Origin of the sequence: Cupriavidus sp. H19C3 (assembly GCF_049393815.1) — a bacterium.
Classification (GTDB): Bacteria; Pseudomonadota; Gammaproteobacteria; order Burkholderiales; family Burkholderiaceae; genus Cupriavidus.
Genome location: NZ_CP184985.1, coordinates 2,247,057 through 2,266,894, shown reverse-complemented (window position 1 = coordinate 2,266,894; position 19,838 = coordinate 2,247,057). Strand labels below are relative to the sequence as shown.

General features: G+C 67.4%; 15 protein-coding genes. 12 read left to right on the top strand and 3 right to left on the bottom strand.

Features of this window, described 5'->3' with window-relative positions; genetic code table 11:
- Positions 1 to 74 precede the first annotated feature (74 nt).
- The 3 genes from DFLDMN_RS10535 to DFLDMN_RS10525 are packed head-to-tail and all read right to left on the bottom strand — an operon-like array spanning position 75 to position 3,839.
- Positions 75 to 875 carry an FAD binding domain-containing protein gene (locus tag DFLDMN_RS10535; protein ID WP_423194915.1) on the bottom strand — a complete coding sequence of 267 codons (801 nt, stop codon included), beginning with the start codon at positions 873 to 875 and terminating at the stop codon, positions 75 to 77.
- Positions 876 to 907: 32 nt separating this feature from the next.
- Positions 908 to 3,316 (bottom strand): xanthine dehydrogenase family protein molybdopterin-binding subunit, encoded by a 2,409-nt coding sequence (locus DFLDMN_RS10530; RefSeq protein WP_423194914.1) that lies wholly within the window; start codon positions 3,314 to 3,316, stop codon positions 908 to 910.
- Positions 3,317 to 3,329: 13 nt separating this feature from the next.
- Complete coding sequence (locus DFLDMN_RS10525) at positions 3,330 to 3,839, bottom strand: (2Fe-2S)-binding protein (protein WP_423194913.1); 510 nt, start codon at positions 3,837 to 3,839, stop codon at positions 3,330 to 3,332.
- A 440-nt stretch (positions 3,840 to 4,279) separates the two neighbouring features.
- On the opposite strand from DFLDMN_RS10525, the gene DFLDMN_RS10520 reads away from it, so the two are divergent.
- From DFLDMN_RS10520 to DFLDMN_RS10465, 12 genes are all read left to right on the top strand, one after another.
- Complete coding sequence (locus tag DFLDMN_RS10520) at positions 4,280 to 4,858, top strand: YqaA family protein (protein WP_423194912.1); 579 nt, start codon at positions 4,280 to 4,282, stop codon at positions 4,856 to 4,858.
- Between the two features lie 132 nt (positions 4,859 to 4,990).
- Positions 4,991 to 8,980, top strand: a complete 3,990-nt coding sequence (locus DFLDMN_RS10515; RefSeq protein WP_423194911.1) for a DUF3683 domain-containing protein — start codon at positions 4,991 to 4,993, stop codon at positions 8,978 to 8,980.
- On the top strand, positions 8,981 to 9,415 hold the full coding sequence (locus DFLDMN_RS10510; RefSeq protein ID WP_423194910.1) for an HIT family protein: 435 nt from the start codon (positions 8,981 to 8,983) through the stop codon (positions 9,413 to 9,415). It abuts the gene before it with no gap.
- 256 nt (positions 9,416 to 9,671) lie between these two features.
- The gene (locus tag DFLDMN_RS10505; RefSeq protein WP_423194909.1) at positions 9,672 to 11,594 is read left to right on the top strand and encodes an ABC transporter ATP-binding protein/permease; all 1,923 of its coding nucleotides are present in this window, start codon (positions 9,672 to 9,674) and stop codon (positions 11,592 to 11,594) included.
- Between the two features lie 242 nt (positions 11,595 to 11,836).
- Positions 11,837 to 12,265, top strand: a complete 429-nt coding sequence (locus tag DFLDMN_RS10500; RefSeq protein WP_423194908.1) for a gamma-butyrobetaine hydroxylase-like domain-containing protein — start codon at positions 11,837 to 11,839, stop codon at positions 12,263 to 12,265.
- Positions 12,266 to 12,282: 17 nt separating this feature from the next.
- A complete protein-coding gene (gene ubiE / locus DFLDMN_RS10495) occupies positions 12,283 to 13,014 on the top strand; it encodes a bifunctional demethylmenaquinone methyltransferase/2-methoxy-6-polyprenyl-1,4-benzoquinol methylase UbiE (protein ID WP_423194907.1) in 732 nt (243 codons plus the stop codon).
- Between the two features lie 129 nt (positions 13,015 to 13,143).
- Entirely contained in the window at positions 13,144 to 14,133 is a 990-nt protein-coding gene (locus tag DFLDMN_RS10490) for a Tim44 domain-containing protein (RefSeq protein WP_423194906.1), read from the top strand.
- A 162-nt stretch (positions 14,134 to 14,295) separates the two neighbouring features.
- Entirely contained in the window at positions 14,296 to 14,970 is a 675-nt protein-coding gene (locus DFLDMN_RS10485; protein WP_423194905.1) for a ubiquinone biosynthesis accessory factor UbiJ, read from the top strand.
- A 127-nt stretch (positions 14,971 to 15,097) separates the two neighbouring features.
- Positions 15,098 to 16,675, top strand: coding sequence for a ubiquinone biosynthesis regulatory protein kinase UbiB (ubiB, locus tag DFLDMN_RS10480; RefSeq protein ID WP_423194904.1), 1,578 nt, complete (start codon positions 15,098 to 15,100; stop codon positions 16,673 to 16,675).
- A 308-nt stretch (positions 16,676 to 16,983) separates the two neighbouring features.
- Positions 16,984 to 18,420, top strand: a complete 1,437-nt coding sequence (locus DFLDMN_RS10475) for a sodium:solute symporter family protein (protein WP_423194903.1) — start codon at positions 16,984 to 16,986, stop codon at positions 18,418 to 18,420.
- A gap of 258 nt (positions 18,421 to 18,678) precedes the next feature.
- Positions 18,679 to 19,029, top strand: a complete 351-nt coding sequence (locus DFLDMN_RS10470; protein WP_423194902.1) for an FmdB family zinc ribbon protein — start codon at positions 18,679 to 18,681, stop codon at positions 19,027 to 19,029.
- 13 nt (positions 19,030 to 19,042) lie between these two features.
- Positions 19,043 to 19,792, top strand: coding sequence for a DUF502 domain-containing protein (locus tag DFLDMN_RS10465; protein ID WP_423194901.1), 750 nt, complete (start codon positions 19,043 to 19,045; stop codon positions 19,790 to 19,792).
- The last annotated feature ends 46 nt before the right edge of the window (positions 19,793 to 19,838 follow it).

Here is a 19,838-nt window from a genome sequence, read left to right as displayed (position 1 = left end):
ATGGAGATCGCGGTCGGATGGCGCCCCGCGCCCGGTGCGCGGGAGCGGGGCGAACGGACATGGCGCGGCCGGGATCAGCCCTTCAGCGCCTGCTCCACCGCGCGGCTGGCCAGCACCGGGATCAGGTGCGCGCGATAGTCCGCCGAGGCATGCAGGTCGGTATTGAGGCCCGACGGATCCATGCGCACCGCGCGTGCCGCCGCCGGCGTGAAGCTGGCCGTCAGCGCCTGTTCGAGCGCGGGTGCGCGAAACACGCTGTCGGCCGCGCCGGTGACCGCCACGCGCACGGTCTTGCCGCTGCGTGCCACCATCACGCCCACCAGCGCAAAGCGCGAGGCCGGATTGCGGAATTTCACGTAGGCGGCCTGGTCCGGCTGCGGAAAGCGCACCGCCGTGATCAGTTCGTCGGGCGCCAGCGCGGTTTCGTACAGGCCCTTGAAGAAGTTGTCGGCGGCGATATTGCGGCGGTCGGTGACCACGGTGGCGTTGAGGGCCAGCACCGCGGCCGGATAGTCCGCGGCGGGATCGTCGTTGGCGAGCGATCCGCCCAGCGTGCCGAGCGCGCGCACCTGCCGGTCGCCGATGCCGTTGGCCAGCAGCGCCAGCGCCGGCACGCGGCGCATCACTTCGGCGTGGCTGGCCACATCGGCATGGCGCGCGGCGGCGCCGATCACGAGTTCGTCGCCCTCGACGCGGATCTCGGCGAGCCCCGCAATGCGCGTCACGTCGATCAGCGTGGATGGGGCGGCCAGCCGCAGCTTCATCGCGGCCAGCAGGCTTTGCCCGCCACCGAGGAAGCGCGCGTCGGCGTCGGCCTTGAGCATGCCCACCGCGGCCTTGGCGTCGGCGGGGCGTTCGTACTGGAATGCGTACATGTCGTGTCCTTTCCGTGTTCCGTGGGTCGGGCTCAGGCCGGCTTGCCGGTAGCGTGGCCGTCCGCGCCCGCCTGTGCGGCCTGGATGGCCTGCCACGTGCGGTGCGGGGTGGCCGGCATCTGGATATCGCGCACGCCGAGCGGCGCCAGCGCATCCACCAGCGCATTGATGAAGGCCGGCGGCGAGCCGATCGCGCCCGCCTCGCCGCAGCCCTTGACGCCGAGCGGGTTATGCGTGCACGGCGTGCCCTTGGCGGTCTCCACGGTAAAGTCGGGCAGGTCGCCCGCGCGCGGCATCGCGTAGTCCATGTACGAACCGGTCAGCAACTGGCCGCTGTCTTCGTCGTACACGCACTGCTCCAGCATCGCCTGGCCCAGGCCCTGGCCGATGCCGCCATGCACCTGGCCTTCGACGATCATCGGGTTGATCACGTTGCCAAAGTCGTCCACCGCAGTGAAGCGCACCACCTGCGATTCGCCGGTATCGGGGTCGACTTCGACCTCGCACACGTAGGCGCCGGACGGGTAGGTGAAGTTGGTCGGATCGTAGAACGCGTTCTCGTTCAGGCCCGGCTCGAGCTTGTCGAGCGGGTAGTTGTGCGGCACATACGCGGTCAGCGCCACTTCGCCGAAGGTCTTGGTGCGGTCGGTGCCGGCCACGCGGAACACGCCATCGTGGAACTCGATGTCGGTATCGGACGCTTCCAGCAGATGCGCCGCGATCTTCCTGGCCTTGGCTTCCACCTTGTCGAGCGCCTTCATGATGGCCGAGCCGCCCACCGCGAGCGAACGCGAGCCATAGGTGCCCATGCCGAACGGCACGCGCCCGGTATCGCCGTGCACGACCTCCACGGCATCGAGCGCGATGCCCAGACGGTCGGCCACGATCTGCGCAAAGGTGGTCTCGTGCCCCTGGCCATGGCTGTGCGAGCCGGTGAACACCGTCACGGTGCCGGTGGGATGCACGCGGATCTCGCCCACCTCGAACAGGCCCGCGCGCGCACCGAGCGCGCCCGCGATATTCGACGGCGCCAGCCCGCACGCCTCGATATAGCAGGAGTAGCCGAGCCCGCGCAGCTTGCCGCGCTGCCTGGCGGCCTCGCGCCGGGCCGGAAAGCCGGCCACGTCCGCAAGCGCCTGCGCGCGTGCCAGGCACGGTTCGTAGTCGCCGGTATCGTAGGTCAGGCCCACCGGCGTGGCGTACGGAAACTCGCGGATAAAGTTCTTGCGGCGCAGTTCGGCCGGATCCATGCCCAGCTCGCGCGCGGCGGTCTCGACGATCCGTTCCACCACGTAGGTCGCCTCCGGCCGGCCGGCGCCGCGATAGGCGTCCACCGGCGCGGTATTGGTAAAGACCGCCTTGACCTCGGCATAGATCGCCGGCGTGGCGTATTGCCCGGCCAGCAGCGTGGCGTACAGGATGGTCGGCACGCTGCTGGCGAAAGTCGACAGGTACGCGCCCATATTGGCCACGGTATGCACGCGCATGGCGAGGAACCTGCCGTCGGCGTCGAGCGCCAGCTCGGCCCTGGTGACGTGGTCGCGGCCATGCGCATCGGTCAGGAACGACTCCGATCGCTCGGCGGTCCACTTGATGGGCCGGCCCACCTTCTTTGAAGCCCAGGTCAGCGCGACATCCTCCGCATAGAGAAAGATCTTCGAGCCGAAGCCGCCGCCGACATCGGGCGCGATGATGCGCAGGCGCGACTCCGGCAGTCCCAGCACGAAGGCGCCCATGAGCAGCCGCTCGACATGCGGGTTCTGGTTGGCCACGTAGACCGTATAGCTGTCGTCCTGGCGCTGGTAGCTCGCATTGACGGCGCGCGGCTCGATCGCGTTCGGGATCAGCCGGTTGTTGACGATCTCGAGCGTGGTGACATGCGCCGCGCGTGCAAACGCGGCGTCGGTGGCGGCCTTGTCGCCATGGCCCCAGGTGTAGCAGGTATTGGCCGGCACGTCGTCGTGCACGAGCGTCGTCGCGCTGGCGGCCGTGGCTGCCGCCACCACGGCAGGCAATTCCTCGTAGTCGACCTCGACCTTCTCGGCCGCGTCGCGCGCCTGCTGCAGCGATTCCGCCACCACCAGCGCCACCTGGTCGCCCACATGGCGCACCTTGCCCTGCGCCAGCACGGGGTGCGGGGGCTCCTTCATCGGTGTGCCGTCGATGCTGTGGATCAGCCAGCCGCAGGGCAGGCCGCCGACCTTGTCGGCCGCCATGTCCTCGCCGGTCAGCACGGCGATCACCCCGGGCGCGGCGAGTGCCTCGCGCTTGTCGATGGCGCGGATGCGCGCGTGCGCATGGGGCGAGCGCACGAAATAGCCGTAGCTCTGCTGCGGCAGCACGATATCGTCGGTGTACTGACCATTGCCGGTGAGAAAGCGGAAATCTTCCTTGCGCCTTACCGGCGTGCCGATGAGCGGATGCTTGTCGGGTGCGTTCATGATGGCAGCCCCCTTATTCCGCGCTGACCGCGGCGTGGCCCGCCGCATGGCGCATCATGTCCTGGCCTTGCTGCACCGCGCGTACGATGTTGTGGTAACCGGTGCAGCGGCACAGGTTGCCGTCGAGCTGCTCGCGGATGGTCTGGGCATCGGCATTGGGTCGCTCGCGCAGCAGCGCGGTGGCTGCCATCACCATGCCCGGCGTGCAGAAGCCGCATTGCAGCCCATGGCATTCGCGGAAGGCTTCCTGCATGGGATGGAGGTGGCCGCTGTCCGCGCCCTCGGCCAGGCCCTCGATGGTGGTCACGCGCGCGCCGTCCGCCTGTAGCGCCAGCATGTTGCAGGCCTTGACCGCACGGCCGTCCAGGTGCACCGTGCACGCGCCGCACTGGGCGGTGTCGCAGCCCACGTGCGTGCCGGTCAGGCGCAGCTGTTCGCGCAGGAACTGGACCAGAAGGGTGTGGGGTTCGACCTGCGCGTCAACGGGCTTGCCGTTGACCGTCAGGCGGATCGCAATCGCCATGCTTGTCTCCATGTGGGGTGACGCGCATGGCCAGCCCCAACATCCCGAACGAATCACTGCGCGGGACTGGCCACGACGCTGTACTGCCGCTTGGTTGCTACGGCTATTTCGTGATATTGGTGCTTGCCCGACTGTGTGCTCGCTCGACTGGCTTCGGCTCGACCGGTACCGGCTGACTGGTACCGGCTGACTGGCACCGGCTGACTGGCACCGGCTGACTGGCACCGGCTGACTGGCACCGGCTGACTGGCACCGGCTGAGCGGCACCGGCTGACTGGCACCGGCTGAGCGGCACCGGTCAGACTCAGGGTGCGGCCCGGAACGATCGGCTGCAATCGGCTCTAACAGTTAATCACAAATCGCACGGTATCGCCATGCGGATTGCCCGCGTGGCGGGCGCCCCTGGCGGACCTCCACCCGCCCACCCCTCCCATCGGCTCATGGAAGCGTTCCTGGATTCGTTGCTCGGCATGGTTGCCCTCCCGAAGGTGGGGCTGCCCGCGATCTTCGTGGTCAGCCTGGTGTCGGCCACGCTGTTGCCGCTCGGTTCCGAGCCGGCCGTGTTCGGGTACATCAAGCTCAACCCCGACATGTTCTGGCCGGCAGTCATCGTGGCCACCGCCGGCAATACCGCGGGCGGTGCCATCGACTGGTGGCTCGGCTACTGGGCCAAGCTGGCCCTGGTGCGTTACCGCCTGCGCCGGCAGCACCGCCAGCACGAACTCGAGCATGCCCAGCATCGCGCCCATCCCCGCAAGCCGCGCAAGCCCGCGCTCGACGCCCGTTACTTTCGCTGGATGCGCCGGATCGGCCCGCCCACGCTGCTGCTGTCGTGGTTGCCGGTCATTGGTGATCCATTGTGCACATTGGCGGGCTGGCTGCGGCTGTCGTTCTGGCCCAGCCTGGGCTATATGGCGATCGGCAAGTTCCTGCGCTATCTGGCCATGACCGGCAGCCTGCTGTGGATTCCGGACAGTTTCTGGCACGGTATCGCCACGACCTTGAAAGGATGGTTCTGACGGGGCGAGACCCTGTTCCGGACCCGGGCTTGGGCCTTGTTGCGGTGCAGCGCGAGGGTGCGTTGCAGTACAATCGCCCTTTAATGACGATAACGCGCACCGTCCCCGTGCGCCGCAGGAAGCGGTCCCGCCATGAACGCCCCACTCGTGCTAGATGCCAAGCTCGCCGCGCAGGACGCGCCCCCGCGCCTGCGAGAGATCCCCTATAACTACACGTCGTTCTCGGACCGCGAGATTGTCATCCGCCTGCTGGGCGAGGAAGCCTGGCGCATCCTCGACGAGCTCCGCGGCGAACGTCGTACCGGCCGCTCCGCGCGCATGCTGTACGAGGTGCTCGGCGATATCTGGGTGGTCCGTCGCAACCCGTACCTGCAGGACGACCTGCTCGAAAACCCCAAGCGCCGCCAGATGCTGGTGGGCGCGCTCCATCACCGCCTGGGCGAGATCGAGAAGCGCCGTGCCGCGGATCGCGCCGAGCATGCCGAACCCGCCGCCGAAGACCGCTCGCACCGCGTCGAGCAACTGGTCGCGTTTGCACGCCAGGCGATCGAATCGTTCCAGCAGGAATTTGCCGATGCCTACGAGCTGCGCAAGCGCGCGCAGCGCGTGCTGGGCCGCGTGACCCAAAAGGACAACATCAAGTTCGACGGGCTGTCGCGCGTCTCGCACGTGACCGACGCCACCGACTGGCGTGTCGAATATCCGTTCGTGGTGCTCACGCCCGATACCGAGGAAGAGATCGCCGGCCTGGTCAAGGGCTGCTTCGAGCTCGGGCTCACCATCATCCCGCGCGGCGGCGGCACCGGTTACACCGGCGGCGCGGTACCGCTCACGCCGTTCTCGGCCGTGATCAACACCGAGAAGCTCGAGCAGCTGGGACCGGTCGAGCATACCGAGCTGCCGGGCGTACTGCACAAGGTACCGACCATTTTCTCGGGCGCGGGCGTGGTAACGCGCCGTGTGGCCGATGCCGCCGACAAGGCCGGCCTGGTGTTCGCGGTGGATCCGACCTCGATCGACGCCTCGTGCATCGGCGGCAACGTCGCCATGAATGCCGGCGGCAAGAAGGCCGTGTTGTGGGGCACCGCGCTCGACAACCTGGCGTGGTGGCGCATGGTCGATCCCGAAGGCAACTGGCTCGAGATCACGCGTATCAACCACAACCTCGGCAAGATCCATGACGTGCCGGTGGCCACGTTCGAGCTCAAATGGTCGGACGGCAACCGCGCGCCGGGCGAGAAGGTGCTGCGCACCGAGACGCTTTCGATCGAAGGCCGCAAGTTCCGCAAGGAGGGGCTCGGCAAGGACGTCACCGACAAGTTCCTGGCCGGCCTGCCCGGCGTGCAGAAGGAAGGCTGCGACGGCATCATCACGAGCGCGCGCTGGATCCTGCATCGCATGCCGAAGCATATCCGCACGGTGTGCCTGGAATTTTTCGGCCAGCCGCGCGACGCCATCCCGAGCATCGTCGAGATCAAGGACTTCCTCGACGGCGAGTCGCGGCGCGAGGGCGGCGCCATCCTGGCGGGCCTGGAGCACCTGGACGAGCGCTACCTGCGCGCGGTGGGTTATGCCACCAAGAGCAAGCGCAACGCGTTCCCGAAGATGGTGCTGATCGGCGATATCGTCGGCGACGATGAGGACGCCGTGGCGCGTGCCACCTCCGAGGTGATCCGCATGGCCAACGGCAAGAGCGGCGAGGGCTTTATCGCCGTGAGCCCCGAGGCGCGCAAGAAGTTCTGGCTCGATCGTTCGCGCACGGCCGCGATCGCGCGCCATACCAACGCGTTCAAGATCAACGAGGACGTGGTCATCCCGCTGCCGCGCATGGGCGAGTACACGGACGGGATCGAGCGCATCAATATCGAGCTGTCGATCAAGAACAAGCTCAAGCTCACGGACGCGCTCGAACAGTTCTTTGCGCGCGGCAACCTGCCGCTGGGCCGCAGCGACGACGCCAACGAGATTCCGAGCGCCGAACTGCTGGAAGACCGCGTACAGCACGCCCTGACGCTGCTGCGCGAGATTCGCCAGCGCTGGCTGTACCTGCAGAACCATATGGACGTGCCGCTCGCGCAGGCGCGCGCGTCGCTGATCGGCCACGGGCTGGGTCTGCTGGGCCAGGCTTTCGAGCAGCGCCTGGCGCAACAGCCGGACGCCACGGTGTTCCACTTGCTGCAGGATCGCACCATCCGCGTGTCGTGGAAGCACGAGATCCGCGCCGAGCTGCGCAAGATCTTCAACGGCGGCGAGTTCAAGCCGATCCTCGACGAGGCGCAGAAGATCCACAAGCAGGTGTTGCGCGGCCGCGTCTTCGTGGCGCTGCACATGCACGCCGGCGACGGCAACGTGCACACCAATATCCCGGTCAACTCGGACGACTACGACATGCTGCAGGACGCGCACCGCGCGGTGGCCCGCATCATGGCGCTGGCGCGTTCGCTCGACGGCGTGATCTCGGGCGAGCACGGCATCGGCATTACCAAGCTCGAGTTCCTGACCGAGGAAGAGATCGGCGATTTCCGCGCCTACAAGCAGCGCGTGGACCCGCAGGGGCGCTTCAACAAGGGCAAGCTGCTGCCCGGCGCCGACCTGCGCAATGCGTACACGCCGTCGTTCGGGCTGATGGGCCACGAGTCGATCATCATGCAGCAGAGCGATATCGGCGCCATCGCCGAGAGCGTCAAGGACTGCCTGCGCTGCGGCAAGTGCAAGCCGGTGTGCGCCACGCACGTGCCGCGCGCCAACCTGCTGTACAGCCCGCGCAACAAGATCCTGGCCACCTCGCTGCTGATCGAGGCCTTCCTGTACGAGGAACAGACGCGCCGCGGCGTGTCGATCAAGCACTGGGACGAGTTCTCCGACGTAGCCGACCATTGCACGGTGTGCCACAAGTGCGTGACGCCGTGCCCGGTGAAAATCGACTTCGGCGATGTGTCGATGAACATGCGCAACCTGCTGCGCAAGATGGGCCAGAAGAAGTTCAACCCTGGCACCGCGGCGTCGATGTTCTTCCTCAACGCGACCAACCCGCAGACCATCAATCTGGCGCGCTCGACCATGATCGGGCTCGGCTACAAGGCGCAGCGCCTCGGCAACGAGGTGTTCAGGAAGTTCGCGAAGAAGCAGACCCAGCATCCGCCCGCCACGGTCGGCAAGCCGCCGGTGCAGGAGCAGGTGATCCACTTCATCAACAAGAAGATGCCGGGCAACCTGCCCAAGAAGACCGCGCGCGCGTTGCTCGATATCGAGGACAACGAGATCGTGCCGATCATCCGCGACCCGAAGCTGACCACGCCCGAGACCGAGGCCGTGTTCTACTTTCCGGGCTGCGGCTCGGAGCGCCTGTTCTCGCAGGTGGGCCTGGCCACCCAGGCCATGCTGTGGCACGTGGGCGTGCAGACCGTGCTGCCGCCGGGCTACCTGTGCTGCGGCTACCCGCAGCGCGGCGCCGGCCAGTTCGACCGCGCCGAGAAGATGGTCAGCGACAACCGCGTGCTGTTCCACCGCGTGGCCAATACGCTGAACTACCTCGATATCAAGACGGTGGTGGTCAGCTGCGGCACCTGCTACGACCAGCTGGCCGGGTATGAATTCGACAAGATCTTCCCGGGCTGCCGCATCATCGATATCCACGAGTACCTGCTGGAGAAGGGCGTCAAGCTCGAAGGCGTGACCGGTACGCGCTACATGTACCACGACCCGTGCCATACCCCGATCAAGACCATGGATCCGACCCGGCTCGTCAATGAACTGATGGGCGGCAACGGTGCCGGCGGCAAGATCGAGAAGAACGATCGCTGCTGCGGGGAGTCGGGCACGCTGGCCGTGACGCGGCCGGACATCTCGACGCAGGTCCGCTTCCGCAAGGAGGAGGAAATGCGCAAGGGCGCGGCAAAGCTGCGCGCCGAGGGCACCGCCGAGGCCAGCCCCGGTACCGAGGTGAAGATTCTGACCAGCTGCCCGTCGTGCCTGCAGGGTCTGTCGCGCTATAGCGAGGACGCCGCGGTCACCGCCGACTATATCGTGGTGGAGATGGCAAAGCATGTGCTGGGCGAGAACTGGCTGCCGGAATACGTGCAGCGCGCCAACGCGGGCGGCATCGAGCGCGTGCTGGTGTAAATGCACCGCGTCCCGAACTGTCCTCTCTGCGAGGCCGATGGCGGCGAACTGGTCTGGATGGGCGACCGGGCCCGGCTGATCCTGGTCGAGCACGACCGCCATCCGGGCTTCTGCCGCATCGTCTGGAACGACCACGTGGCCGAGCTGTCGGACCTCGACGAGGCCGACCAGGCCTGGCTGATGCGGCTGGTGACGCGCGTCGAGCGCGTGGTGCGCGAAGTCATGATGCCGGACAAGGTCAATCTGGCCGCATTCGGCAACATGGTGCCGCATCTGCACTGGCATATCATTCCGCGCTACCGCTGGGATACCCACTTCCCCGAGGCCATCTGGGCCGCGCCGCAGCGCGTCGCGGATCCGGCGCGCCTCGCCGAACTGGCCAGCCGGCTGCCGGCGCTGCGGGTCGCGCTCTCCGCGCTCGATGCTGCCGATTGACGCGCCCCCCCGGCCTTGCCCCTGATGTCGTCCCCTGATGTCGCATCACTGATGCCGGCCCGCGCCACGGCGCGCCCGTGGCCGGGCCGCGGGCTGCCGGTGGCTTAAGCGCGCTTTAAGTTTTCGCCCTTAATGTGCTTGCATCGGTCGCCCGCGAGGGCGGCGATAATGTGCACGCGCGCCGCCTCGCGGAACTGCCCGTCCGTGGCGCGCCCCTGATTTTCCCGTCGAACCACAACGAGCTCTCGCCGCCCACATGTCGAACGCCACGCCGTCTTCCGCTACCGTGCCGGGCCCGGCAGTCCCGATCCAGGCCCTCAGGATCCAGAGCCGTCTGCGCCTGGCGGCCACCTGGGAACTCATCAAGCCCTACTGGAAGTCCGACGACCGCAAGGCCGGCCTCGGGCTGCTCGCGCTGGTGGTGGCCCTGAACCTCGCGATCGTCTATATCAACGTGCTGCTCAACGAGTGGAACCGCGTGTTCTACAACGCGCTGGAGCAGCGCGACTTCGTCTCGTTCAAGGCGCTGCTGCTGCGTTTCTCGTGGATCGCGGGCTGCTTTATCGTGCTGGCGATCTCGCGCCAGTACTACCAGATGATGCTGCAGATGCGCTGGCGTACCTGGATGACCGGCACCTTCCTGCAGCGCTGGCTCGGCCACCAGGCCTATTACCGGATCGAGCAGACGCACGCCACCGACAACCCCGACCAGCGGATTGCCGACGACCTGCGCCAGTTCACCGACGGGGCGCTGACGCTGTCGATGGGCCTGCTCAACTCGGTGGTCACGCTGATTTCGTTCGTCGGCATCCTGTGGGCGGTATCGGGTCCGATCACGCTGGCGCTGGGCGGCACAGCGGTCGAGATTCCGGGCTACATGGTGTGGTTCGCGCTCGGCTACGCGGTGGTCGGCTCGGTGCTGGCCCACTTTATCGGGCGCCCGCTGATCGGCCTGTCGTTCCAGCAGGAGCAGTACGAAGCCAACTTCCGTTTCATGCTGGTGCGGCTGCGCGAGAACAGCGAGCCGGTGGCGCTCTACCAGGGCGAGCCGACCGAGCAGGCCGGCCTGCGTGCGCGCTTCGAGCGCATCCGGGCCAACTGGAACCAGCTCATGCGCTATACGCGGCGGCTGACCTTCGTTACCTCGGGCTACGCCCAGTTCGCCATCATCTTCCCGATCCTGGTGGCGGCGCCGCGCTACTTCGCCAACAAGCTCACGCTGGGCGGCCTGATGCAGATCAGCTCGGCGTTCGGCCAGGTGCAGGGCGCGCTGTCGTGGTTTGTCGACAGCTACGCCACGCTGGTGGGGTGGAAGGCGGCCGCCAACCGCCTGATCGATTTCCAGGAGGCGATGCGCGTGGCCGAGCGCCAGGACGTGACACATCGCGGCGCGCAGGATATCGAGGTGGTGCAGGCCCCGGGCGAGGCGATCGGGCTCGACCAGCTCGCGCTGGCGCTGCCCGTGCGCGGTGGCGCCAACCCCGACGAGGAGGGCGTGGACCTCTACACCCATCCGGCCGAGCGTCCACTGGTGGCGCCGTTCTCGCTGCAGATCCGGCGCGGCGAGCGCTGGCTCGTCAGCGGCCCGTCGGGCTGCGGCAAGAGCGTACTGTTCCGCGCGCTGGCCGGGATCTGGCCATATGGCAGCGGGCGCGTGACCCATCCCACGGGCGACGCGGGGCGGCTGCTGTTCCTGCCGCAGCGCAGCTACCTGCCGATCGGCACGCTGGCCGATGCGCTCGCCTATCCCGATACCGGCAACGCGCACGATTGCGAGACGCTCAAGCGCGTCCTGCGCGACGCGCGCCTCGCCATGCTGGCGGACCACCTGGATACCTTCGACAACTGGTCGCTGCGCCTGTCGCCGGGCGAGCAGCAGCGTCTGGCCTTTGCCCGCGCATTGCTGCAGAAGCCCGACTACCTGTTCCTCGACGAAGCCACCAGCGCGCTCGACGAGGAAACCGAAGCGGCGATGTACCGGCTGATGCTGGAGGCGTTGCCGCGCGCGGCGATCGTCAGCATCGCGCACCGCAGTACGGTGGCCGCCTTCCACGGCCGGCGCCTGCGCTATGTACCGCTGGACGGCGGTCCCGGCTACCGCGACGAATCCGGCGCCGGCCCGCGGGATGGGCAAGCCGGGGTGGGTGGGGTAAGCTATCGGGTCGTACAGGAAGCGTGACGGCGCCATCGCGGCCGCGCTGTCGGGCGGTGGTGGGCGGTGGTGGGGGCGGTGGTGCCGCCCGCGGTGCCGCCCTCGGTGCGGCCATTGGTGCCGCCGTCGGTGCCGCCCCCTCGTCCCTGCGCCCGCGCCCTGTGATCTGTACCCGCGTGCCCGTGCCGTGCCCCGTGCCCTGTGCCCTGTGCCCTGTGCCCCCCGCGCGCTGGACGCGCTGAACCCATCGCGCTCGATGCGCTGAACCCATGGCTGGCCTCGACAAAGATACGCCTTACCCGACCGCACTGACGGTCCATACGCAATCGCGCGTGCTGGAAATCGGCTTCGACAACGGACGCACGTACCGCCTGCCGTTCGAGCTGCTGCGCGTCTGTTCGCCCTCGGCGGAAGTCCAGGGCCACGGCCCCGGCCAGGAAACGCTGCAGACCGGCAAGCGCAACGTCGGCATCGCCGCCGTCGAGCCGGTCGGCAACTACGCGATCCTGATCCGCTTCGACGACGGCCACGACACCGGCATCTATTCCTGGGAACTGCTGCACCGCCTCGGCGACCAGCAGGAGACCCTGTGGGCCGACTATCTGGCGCGCCTCGATGCTGCCGGCGTGGGCCGCGACGCCGGTCGCGACCTGCCGATGGCCGCATCCGGCGGGCACGCCTGCGGCCACCATCACTGAACCTGGAGTCCTGCAACATGAGCGAAACCCATTTCGGGTTTGAGAAGGTCGACGAAACCGAAAAGGCCGGCAAGGTCGCCGGCGTCTTCCATTCGGTGGCCAGCAAATACGACGTGATGAACGACCTGATGTCCGGTGGCATGCACCGGCTCTGGAAAATGTTCACGATCGCCCAGGCCAACGTGCGTCCCGGGCAGAAGGTGCTCGATATCGCCGGCGGCACCGGCGACCTCGCGCGCGCGTTTGCCAAGGCGGCCGGCCCCGCCGGCGAGGTGTGGCTCACCGATATCAACGAATCGATGCTGCGCGTGGGGCGCGACCGCCTGCTCGACAAGGGCGTGGTCACCCCGGTGGCACTGTGCGACGCCGAGAAGATCCCGTTCCCGGACAACTACTTCGACCTGGTCACGGTGGCCTTCGGGCTGCGCAACATGACGCACAAGGACCGGGCCCTGGCCGAGATGCGGCGCGTGGTCAAGCCCGGTGGCAAGGTCATGGTGCTGGAGTTCTCCAAGGTCTGGAAGCCGCTGGAGAAGGCGTACGATGTGTATTCCTTCAAGGTGCTGCCGTGGCTCGGCGAACGCGTCGCAGGGGATGCCCCCAGCTATCGCTATCTCGCGGAATCGATCAGAATGCATCCAGACCAGGCTTCGCTTGTACGCTTGATGGAACATGCGGGGCTCGAACAGGTCGAATACTTCAACCTGACAGCCGGAGTGGTGGCGCTCCATGTCGGGCGCAAGTACTAACGGGTGAGCCTGAGGATCCTCAGGACTCGGCGCGCAAGTTAGTGCTAACTAGCAAGAACGAATTCGCCATACCCGGCCGATCCCGACGCCACAGTCGACAGAGGCCGGACTGACAGGGGATCAGAGAAAATGTCTTCTTTTCGTGGAAAATTCCTGGCTGCGTCGTTGATCATGACGCTCGCGCTGGGGGTCGCGCTGGACGCCAACGCCAAGCGGCTGGGCGGCTCGCGCAGCATCGGCAAGCAGTCGTCGAGTGTGACGCAGCAGCGCCAGCAGGCGCCGCAGACGCCGCCGGCACAGCAGCCGGCCCAGCAACCGAACCAGGCCGCGCCGGCCACCGCCGGGGCAGCGGGCGCCGCCGCCGCGGCGACGCCCAAGCGCAACTGGGGTGGCATCCTGGGCGGCATCGCAGCCGGTCTGGGCCTTGGCTATCTGCTCTCGCACTTCGGCCTCGGCGGCGCGTTTGCCAGCTTCCTCGGCAATCTGATCGTGATCGCGCTGATCGCATTCGTGGCGATCTGGCTGATCCGCAAGTTCCGTGGCGGCGGTGCCCAGCGCCGTGAGCCGGCCTTCGCCGGCATGGGTGGCAATGGCGCGGCGCGCCATGCCGAGCCGAGCTTCCGCCAGTCCGAACCCGCCCAGCCGGTCCAGCCGCCGGGTCAGCCCGCGGGCGCGGCGCCGGCCCTGGCAGGTGTGGCGGCAGGTGCGTCGGCAGGTGCGGCGGGCGCGCAGCAGCCCTGGGGTGTGCCGGCGGACTTCGATACCGACAATTTTCTGCGCAATGCCAAGGTGCATTACGTGCGCCTGCAGGCCGCTTGGGATGCCGGCAACCTCGACGATATCCGCGAGTTCACCACCCCCGAGATGTTTGCGGAAATCCGCATGGACCTGTCGGAGCGCGGCGCCGAGGTCAACAAGACCGACGTCGTCACGCTTGAGGCGCAACTGCTCGGGATCGAGTCGACCGCCAGCCAGCATGTCGCCAGCGTGCGTTTCTCCGGCATGATCCGTGAGCGCGTAGGCGATCCGGCGCAGCCGTTCGCGGAAGTCTGGAACCTTGCCAAGCCGGTTTCCGGCAACGGCGGCTGGCTGCTCGCCGGCATCCAGCAGGAATCCTGAGCGGATTTGACCCCCGCGTGAAGTGACGCGGTGGGCAAGTAGCTTAGAATGGAGGCCCACGTTCGCGTGGGCCGTTTTTTTTGCGTCACGTTTTTTGAGGTTCGCCCCGTTGGCGCCTCTTTCGAGCATTCCCCTCGGGGGCACCAGATCCCCGCGCACACCATGAACGCTCTGCCTACACCGTTGGCTGCGCCGGTCGTTGCCGCGCTGAATCACCTGGTCGAACAGGAGCCGTGGGCCTGCGGGCTGTTGACGCCGTTCGCCGGCCGCGTGATCCGTTTCGATGCCGCCGCATTTTCGCTGTCGCTCAAGGTGACCGGGCAGGGCTGCATCGAACGCGCGCTCGATACCGACATCCCCGCCGTCACGCTGCTCGTGCCACTGCAATTGTGGCCGCTGGTGGCGGCGGATGTGGCCGAGGGCGGGCAGGCCGCGGCCATGCGCCATGTACGTATCGACGGCGATGCCGAGTTTGCCAATGCCGTCTCCACGCTGGCGCGCCATCTGCGCTGGGACGCCGCCGAGGACCTGGCCCGCGCGCTGCGTGGCGTGATGGGCGGACCCGTGGCGGACAGCATGGCCCAGCGCGCGGTGGACGGCGCGCGGCAGGTGCATGCCCAGGCGACGCGCGTGGGCCGCGCGCTGGTCGACAATGTCACCGAATACCTGCTGGACGAACAGCCCACGCTGGTGCGGCATGCCGCCCTCGACGTTTTTGGCGGCGAAGTGGCGCGCCTGCGCGACGACCTGGCGCGGCTCGAGAAGCGGCTGGAACGCCTGGAGCGGGCCGGCCGGCCCGCGCCGGATCCGGGCGCCTTGCCCTCGCCGCACCGATGAGGGTGCCTGCCGCGTCCATGGTGCCGTCCGCGTCGATCCCGGTGCGCTCGGCTGCGCGCGCACATCCGTCTCCCACACTCCCGGTCTCCTGTCGCCATGCGCGACCTGACTTTCTGAATCGACCTGCATGACCCGCCTCCTGCGTCTCTGCAAGATCCTCTTCGTTGTCCTGTACTACGGGCTCGACGAACTCGTGCTGTCCGGCTTCAAGGATCGCAAGATCCGCTTCCTGGTGCGCGTCATCACCATCGGCCGCCGGCTCGACCTGCCGCGCGGCGAACGGCTGCGGCTGGCGCTGACCGCGCTTGGCCCGATCTTCGTCAAGTTCGGCCAGGTACTGTCCACGCGCCGCGACCTGATGCCGCCCGATATCGCCGACGAGCTCGCGTTGCTGCAGGACCAGGTGCCGCCGTTCGATTCCGCCATCGCGGTCAGGATCATCGAGCGCTCGCTGGGCCGGCCGCTCGAAGAGCTGTTCGTGCATTTCGAGCAGCAGCCGGTGGCCAGCGCCTCGATCGCGCAGGTGCACTTCGCCACGCTGCGCGGCGGGCCCAACCACGGCCGCGAGGTCGCGGTGAAGGTGCTGCGGCCCGGCATGCTGCCGGTGATCGACAGCGACCTTGCGCTGATGCGCGACATGGCCACGTGGCTGGAGCGGGTCTGGGCGGACGGCCGCCGCCTCAAGCCGCGTGAAGTGGTGGCGGAGTTCGACAAGTACCTGCACGACGAACTCGACCTGATGATCGAGGCGGCCAACGCGAGCCAGCTGCGGCGCAATTTCCAGGACACCAACCTGCTGCTGGTGCCCGAGGTGTTCTGGGACTGGTGTACCAGCACGGTGTTCGTGATGGAGCGCATGCACGGCATTCCGGTCTCGCGTACCGAGGCCTTGCGTGCGGCCGGCGTGGACATGCACAAGCTGGCCGAGGAGGGCGTGGAGATCTTCTTCACGCAGGTGTTCCGTGACGGCTTCTTCCATGCCGACATGCACCCCGGCAATATCCTGGTCTCGATCGCGCCGGAGACCTTCGGCCGCTATATCGCGCTGGACTTCGGCATCGTCGGCGCGCTGTCCGAGTTCGACAAGAACTATCTGGCGCAGAACTTCATCGCGTTCTTCCGCCGCGACTACCACCGCGTGGCGCTGCTGCATGTGGAGTCGGGCTGGGTCCCGGCCGAGACCCGGGTCGAGGAACTCGAGAGCGCGGTGCGCGCCTGCTGCGAGCCGTACTTCGACAAGCCGCTGCGCGAGATCTCGCTGGGCCTGGTGCTGATGCGGCTGTTCCAGACCTCGCGCCGCTTCAACGTGGAAATCCAGCCGCAGCTCGTGCTGCTGCAGAAGACGCTGCTCAACATCGAAGGGCTGGGCCGCCAGCTCGATCCCGACCTCGACCTGTGGAAGACCGCCAAGCCGTTCCTCGAACGCTGGATGCACGAGCAGGTGGGTTGGCGGGGCGCATGGGAGCGGGTCAAGGTGGAAGCGCCGCAGTGGGCCAAGATGCTGCCCGACTTCCCGCGCCTGGCGCACCAGTATCTGGAGCGCCGCGCCTTGCATGGCAACGGCGAAACCGAGCGTCTGCTGGCCCAACTGGTGGCCGAGCAGCGCCGCACCAACCGCATCTTTGCCGCCGCGCTGATGCTGGTGGGCGGGTTCATCGCCGGGGTCGTGATCATGCAGGTCCTGTCGTGGACCGGGCACTGGTAGCACGAGTGGCGCCGGCGCTGCACCCCGATGGGGCAATGGCGGCGGCACCGGCCGCGAAGGGTGTTGGAGAAATGTTTCCCCGACCTTCCCCGGCGCGGTTTTTTTTGCATATCAATGTGTTAGGAGAACCCCGGCGCCGCGCGCGTCGCTATAATCCGCGTTTTTAATCGGCTTGCGACCGCTGGCCCTCCGGCCAATCCCGCGGACCCGACCGATCAATTGGACTCCGGCCCCTGGCAGGCCGGCATTCGGTTTTTCGCCATTCGGTTTTTCGCCGTTCTGGGCATTTCTGGGATAAGGGCAGCGGCATGCTGATCTGGTTCGTCATCATCTATTGGGTCATCTCGGTCGGTATCGGCCTGTGGGCGGCGCTGCGCGTGCGCAACACCAAGGACTTCGCGGTGGCCGGCCGCAGCCTGCCGTTCTATATCGTCACCGCCACGGTGTTCGCGACCTGGTTCGGCTCGGAGACGGTACTCGGCATTCCTGCCGTGTTCCTCAAGGAAGGGCTGTCCGGCGTGGTCTCCGACCCGTTCGGCTCGTCGCTGTGCCTGATTCTTGTCGGTCTGTTCTTTGCGCGGCCGCTGTACCGCATGAACCTGCTGACCATCGGCGACTACTATCACAACCGCTATGGGCGCGTGGCCGAGGTGCTGACCACCTTATGCATCGTGGTGTCGTACCTGGGCTGGGTGGCGGCGCAGATCAAGGCGCTCGGCCTGGTCTTCTACACGGTGTCGGACGGCGCGCTGTCGCAGGACGCCGGCATGATGATCGGGGCGGCCAGCGTACTGGTGTACACGCTGTTCGGCGGCATGTGGTCGGTGGCCGTGACCGACTTCATCCAGATGATCATCATCGTGGTCGGCATGCTCTATATCGGTGCCGAGGTCAGCAGCCAGGCCGGCGGCGTGGTGGCGGTGGTGTCGCATGCGGCGGCGGCGGGCAAGTTCGAATTCCTGCCCTCGCTCGATATCGTGCAGATCGTCGGCTTTGCCGCCGCGCTGGTCACCATGATGCTCGGCTCCATTCCGCAGCAGGACGTGTTCCAGCGCGTGACGTCCTCGCGCACCGAGAACATCGCCGGCCGTGCCTCGGTGCTCGGCGGCGTGCTGTACTTCTGCTTTGCCTTTATCCCGATGTTCCTCGCGTACTCGGCCACGCTGATCGATCCGGCGATGGTGCAGAAGTACATCGACGCCGACTCCCAGCTGATCCTGCCGCAACTGATCCTGACCCACGCGCCGATGTTCGCGCAGGTGATGTTCTTCGGCGCGCTGCTGTCCGCCATCAAGAGCTGCGCCTCGGCCACGCTGCTGGCGCCCTCGGTCACGTTTGCCGAGAACATCCTGCGGCCGTACTTCCGCCACCTCGACGACCGCAAGTTCCTGCGCGTGATGCAGGCGGTGGTGCTGGTGTTCACGACGCTGGTCACGCTGTTCGCGCTCAACTCGCACCTGTCCATCTTCCATATGGTCGAGAACGCCTACAAGGTGACACTGGTGTCGTCGTTCGTGCCGCTCGCGTTCGGGCTGTTCTGGAAGCCGGCCACGCGCCAGGGCGGGCTCGCGGCGATCCTGCTGGGCCTGGCATCGTGGCTCGTGTGCGAAGTCGCGTTCGCCGACGCCACCGTGCCGCCGCAACTGGTGGGCCTCCTGTTCTCGGTCGGCGGCATGGTGTTCGGCTCGCTGCTGCCGCAATGGATCGGCGACCATCCTCGCGTTGAAAAAGTGCATATCGCGTAACATCGCCCTTGCGCTCGCGGCCGTCGTCCCCATCTTGCCGAGCGGCGGCCACGCCGCGGTCCGATCCGTACCGGCTTCTGGCAAGGTCGCCCGGGCGCCCGGAATCCATGCGGTTCCGGCACGTATTTGCCGGCCGGGCGCCTCAAGACCGTCTTTAGAATGACTTTTGGGCGGTTTTTCGTCGCGGTCGGCAAGCGCCGACCGTTTATAATCCAAGGCTTTGTTCAGCCGATTTCTGTTTTTCGCGAAAGAACGATCATGCCGATTTATGCCTACCGTTGCGATGCCTGCGGCCACGGGCGCGATGTGCTGCAGAAGATGAGCGATGCGCCGCTCACGGACTGTCCGTCCTGCGGCACCGCCGGCAGCTTCAAGAAACAACTGACCGCGGCCGGCTTCCAGCTCAAGGGCTCGGGCTGGTACGTGACCGATTTCCGTGGCGGCAGCGGCGGCGCCAGTGCGCCGGCCAGTGGCACTGCGGACAATGCCGGCGGCGCGGGGTCGACCCCCGCGGCGGCACCCGCCTCGGGTGGCGAGGGTGGTGGGTCGGCGTCCGGCGCGTCTGGCTCGTCCGGCTCGTCCAGCACCTCCGGCGCCTCCGCGGGCTGACAACGGGACCATCGTGGCCACCAACAAGACCTCCGCCTTCAAGACCTGGTTCCTGACCGGGCTGCTCGTGCTGGTGCCGCTCGGCATCACGCTCTGGGTGCTCAACCTGATCATCGGGACCATGGACCAGAGCATGGCCCTGCTGCCGCTCGCGTGGCAGCCGGAGAACCTGTTCGGTCGCCGCATTCCCGGCCTGGGCGCGATTCTCACGCTGCTGTTCATCCTGCTGGTGGGCGTGGCCACGCACAACTTCATCGGCCAGCGGCTGGTGCGCTGGTGGGAGGCGCTGCTCGGCCGCATTCCGGTGGTCGGCCCGATCTATACCAGCGTCAAGCAGGTTTCCGACACGCTGCTGTCCTCGTCCGGCAACGCCTTCCGCAAGGCGCTGCTGGTGCAGTATCCGCGCGAAGGCTCGTGGACCATTGCGTTTCTGACCGGCCGCCCCGGCGGCGACGTGCAGAATCACCTGCAGGGCGAATACGTCAGCGTGTATGTGCCGACCACGCCCAACCCGACCTCGGGCTTCTTCCTGATGATGCCCAAGGCGGACACGATCGAACTCGACATGACCGTCGACGCCGCGCTCAAGTACATCGTCTCGATGGGCGTGGTGGCGCCGACCGAACTGCCGCGCAAGCCGGACGCCGCCGAGCGCGCGGCCACGGCGGCCACCGCGGCGGCGGCGGCTGCCGCCGTGACGAGCGCTGCGGCGGGCGACGCCGAAGCGGTCGCGGCCACCGACGATCCCACCGACACTCATTGATTGCACGCGGGCACGCCAGGTGTCCGCGCCTTACCCGGGAATTTCT

Excerpts from the sequence above, each read along its gene's own strand:
- DFLDMN_RS10505 (WP_423194909.1), top strand. The coding sequence starts at position 9,672 with ATGTCGAACGCCACGCCGTCTTCCGCTACCGTGCCGGGCCCGGCAGTC.
- DFLDMN_RS10470 (WP_423194902.1), top strand. The coding sequence starts at position 18,679 with ATGCCGATTTATGCCTACCGTTGCGATGCCTGCGGCCACGGGCGCGAT.
- DFLDMN_RS10490 (WP_423194906.1), top strand. The coding sequence starts at position 13,144 with ATGTCTTCTTTTCGTGGAAAATTCCTGGCTGCGTCGTTGATCATGACG.
- DFLDMN_RS10525 (WP_423194913.1), bottom strand. The coding sequence starts at position 3,839 with ATGGCGATTGCGATCCGCCTGACGGTCAACGGCAAGCCCGTTGACGCG.
- DFLDMN_RS10500 (WP_423194908.1), top strand. The coding sequence starts at position 11,837 with ATGGCTGGCCTCGACAAAGATACGCCTTACCCGACCGCACTGACGGTC.
- DFLDMN_RS10515 (WP_423194911.1), top strand. The coding sequence starts at position 4,991 with ATGAACGCCCCACTCGTGCTAGATGCCAAGCTCGCCGCGCAGGACGCG.
- DFLDMN_RS10510 (WP_423194910.1), top strand. The coding sequence starts at position 8,981 with ATGCACCGCGTCCCGAACTGTCCTCTCTGCGAGGCCGATGGCGGCGAA.
- ubiE (WP_423194907.1), top strand. The coding sequence starts at position 12,283 with ATGAGCGAAACCCATTTCGGGTTTGAGAAGGTCGACGAAACCGAAAAG.
- ubiB (WP_423194904.1), top strand. The coding sequence starts at position 15,098 with ATGACCCGCCTCCTGCGTCTCTGCAAGATCCTCTTCGTTGTCCTGTAC.
- DFLDMN_RS10475 (WP_423194903.1), top strand. The coding sequence starts at position 16,984 with ATGCTGATCTGGTTCGTCATCATCTATTGGGTCATCTCGGTCGGTATC.
- DFLDMN_RS10520 (WP_423194912.1), top strand. The coding sequence starts at position 4,280 with ATGGAAGCGTTCCTGGATTCGTTGCTCGGCATGGTTGCCCTCCCGAAG.
- DFLDMN_RS10530 (WP_423194914.1), bottom strand. The coding sequence starts at position 3,316 with ATGAACGCACCCGACAAGCATCCGCTCATCGGCACGCCGGTAAGGCGC.
- DFLDMN_RS10535 (WP_423194915.1), bottom strand. The coding sequence starts at position 875 with ATGTACGCATTCCAGTACGAACGCCCCGCCGACGCCAAGGCCGCGGTG.
- DFLDMN_RS10485 (WP_423194905.1), top strand. The coding sequence starts at position 14,296 with ATGAACGCTCTGCCTACACCGTTGGCTGCGCCGGTCGTTGCCGCGCTG.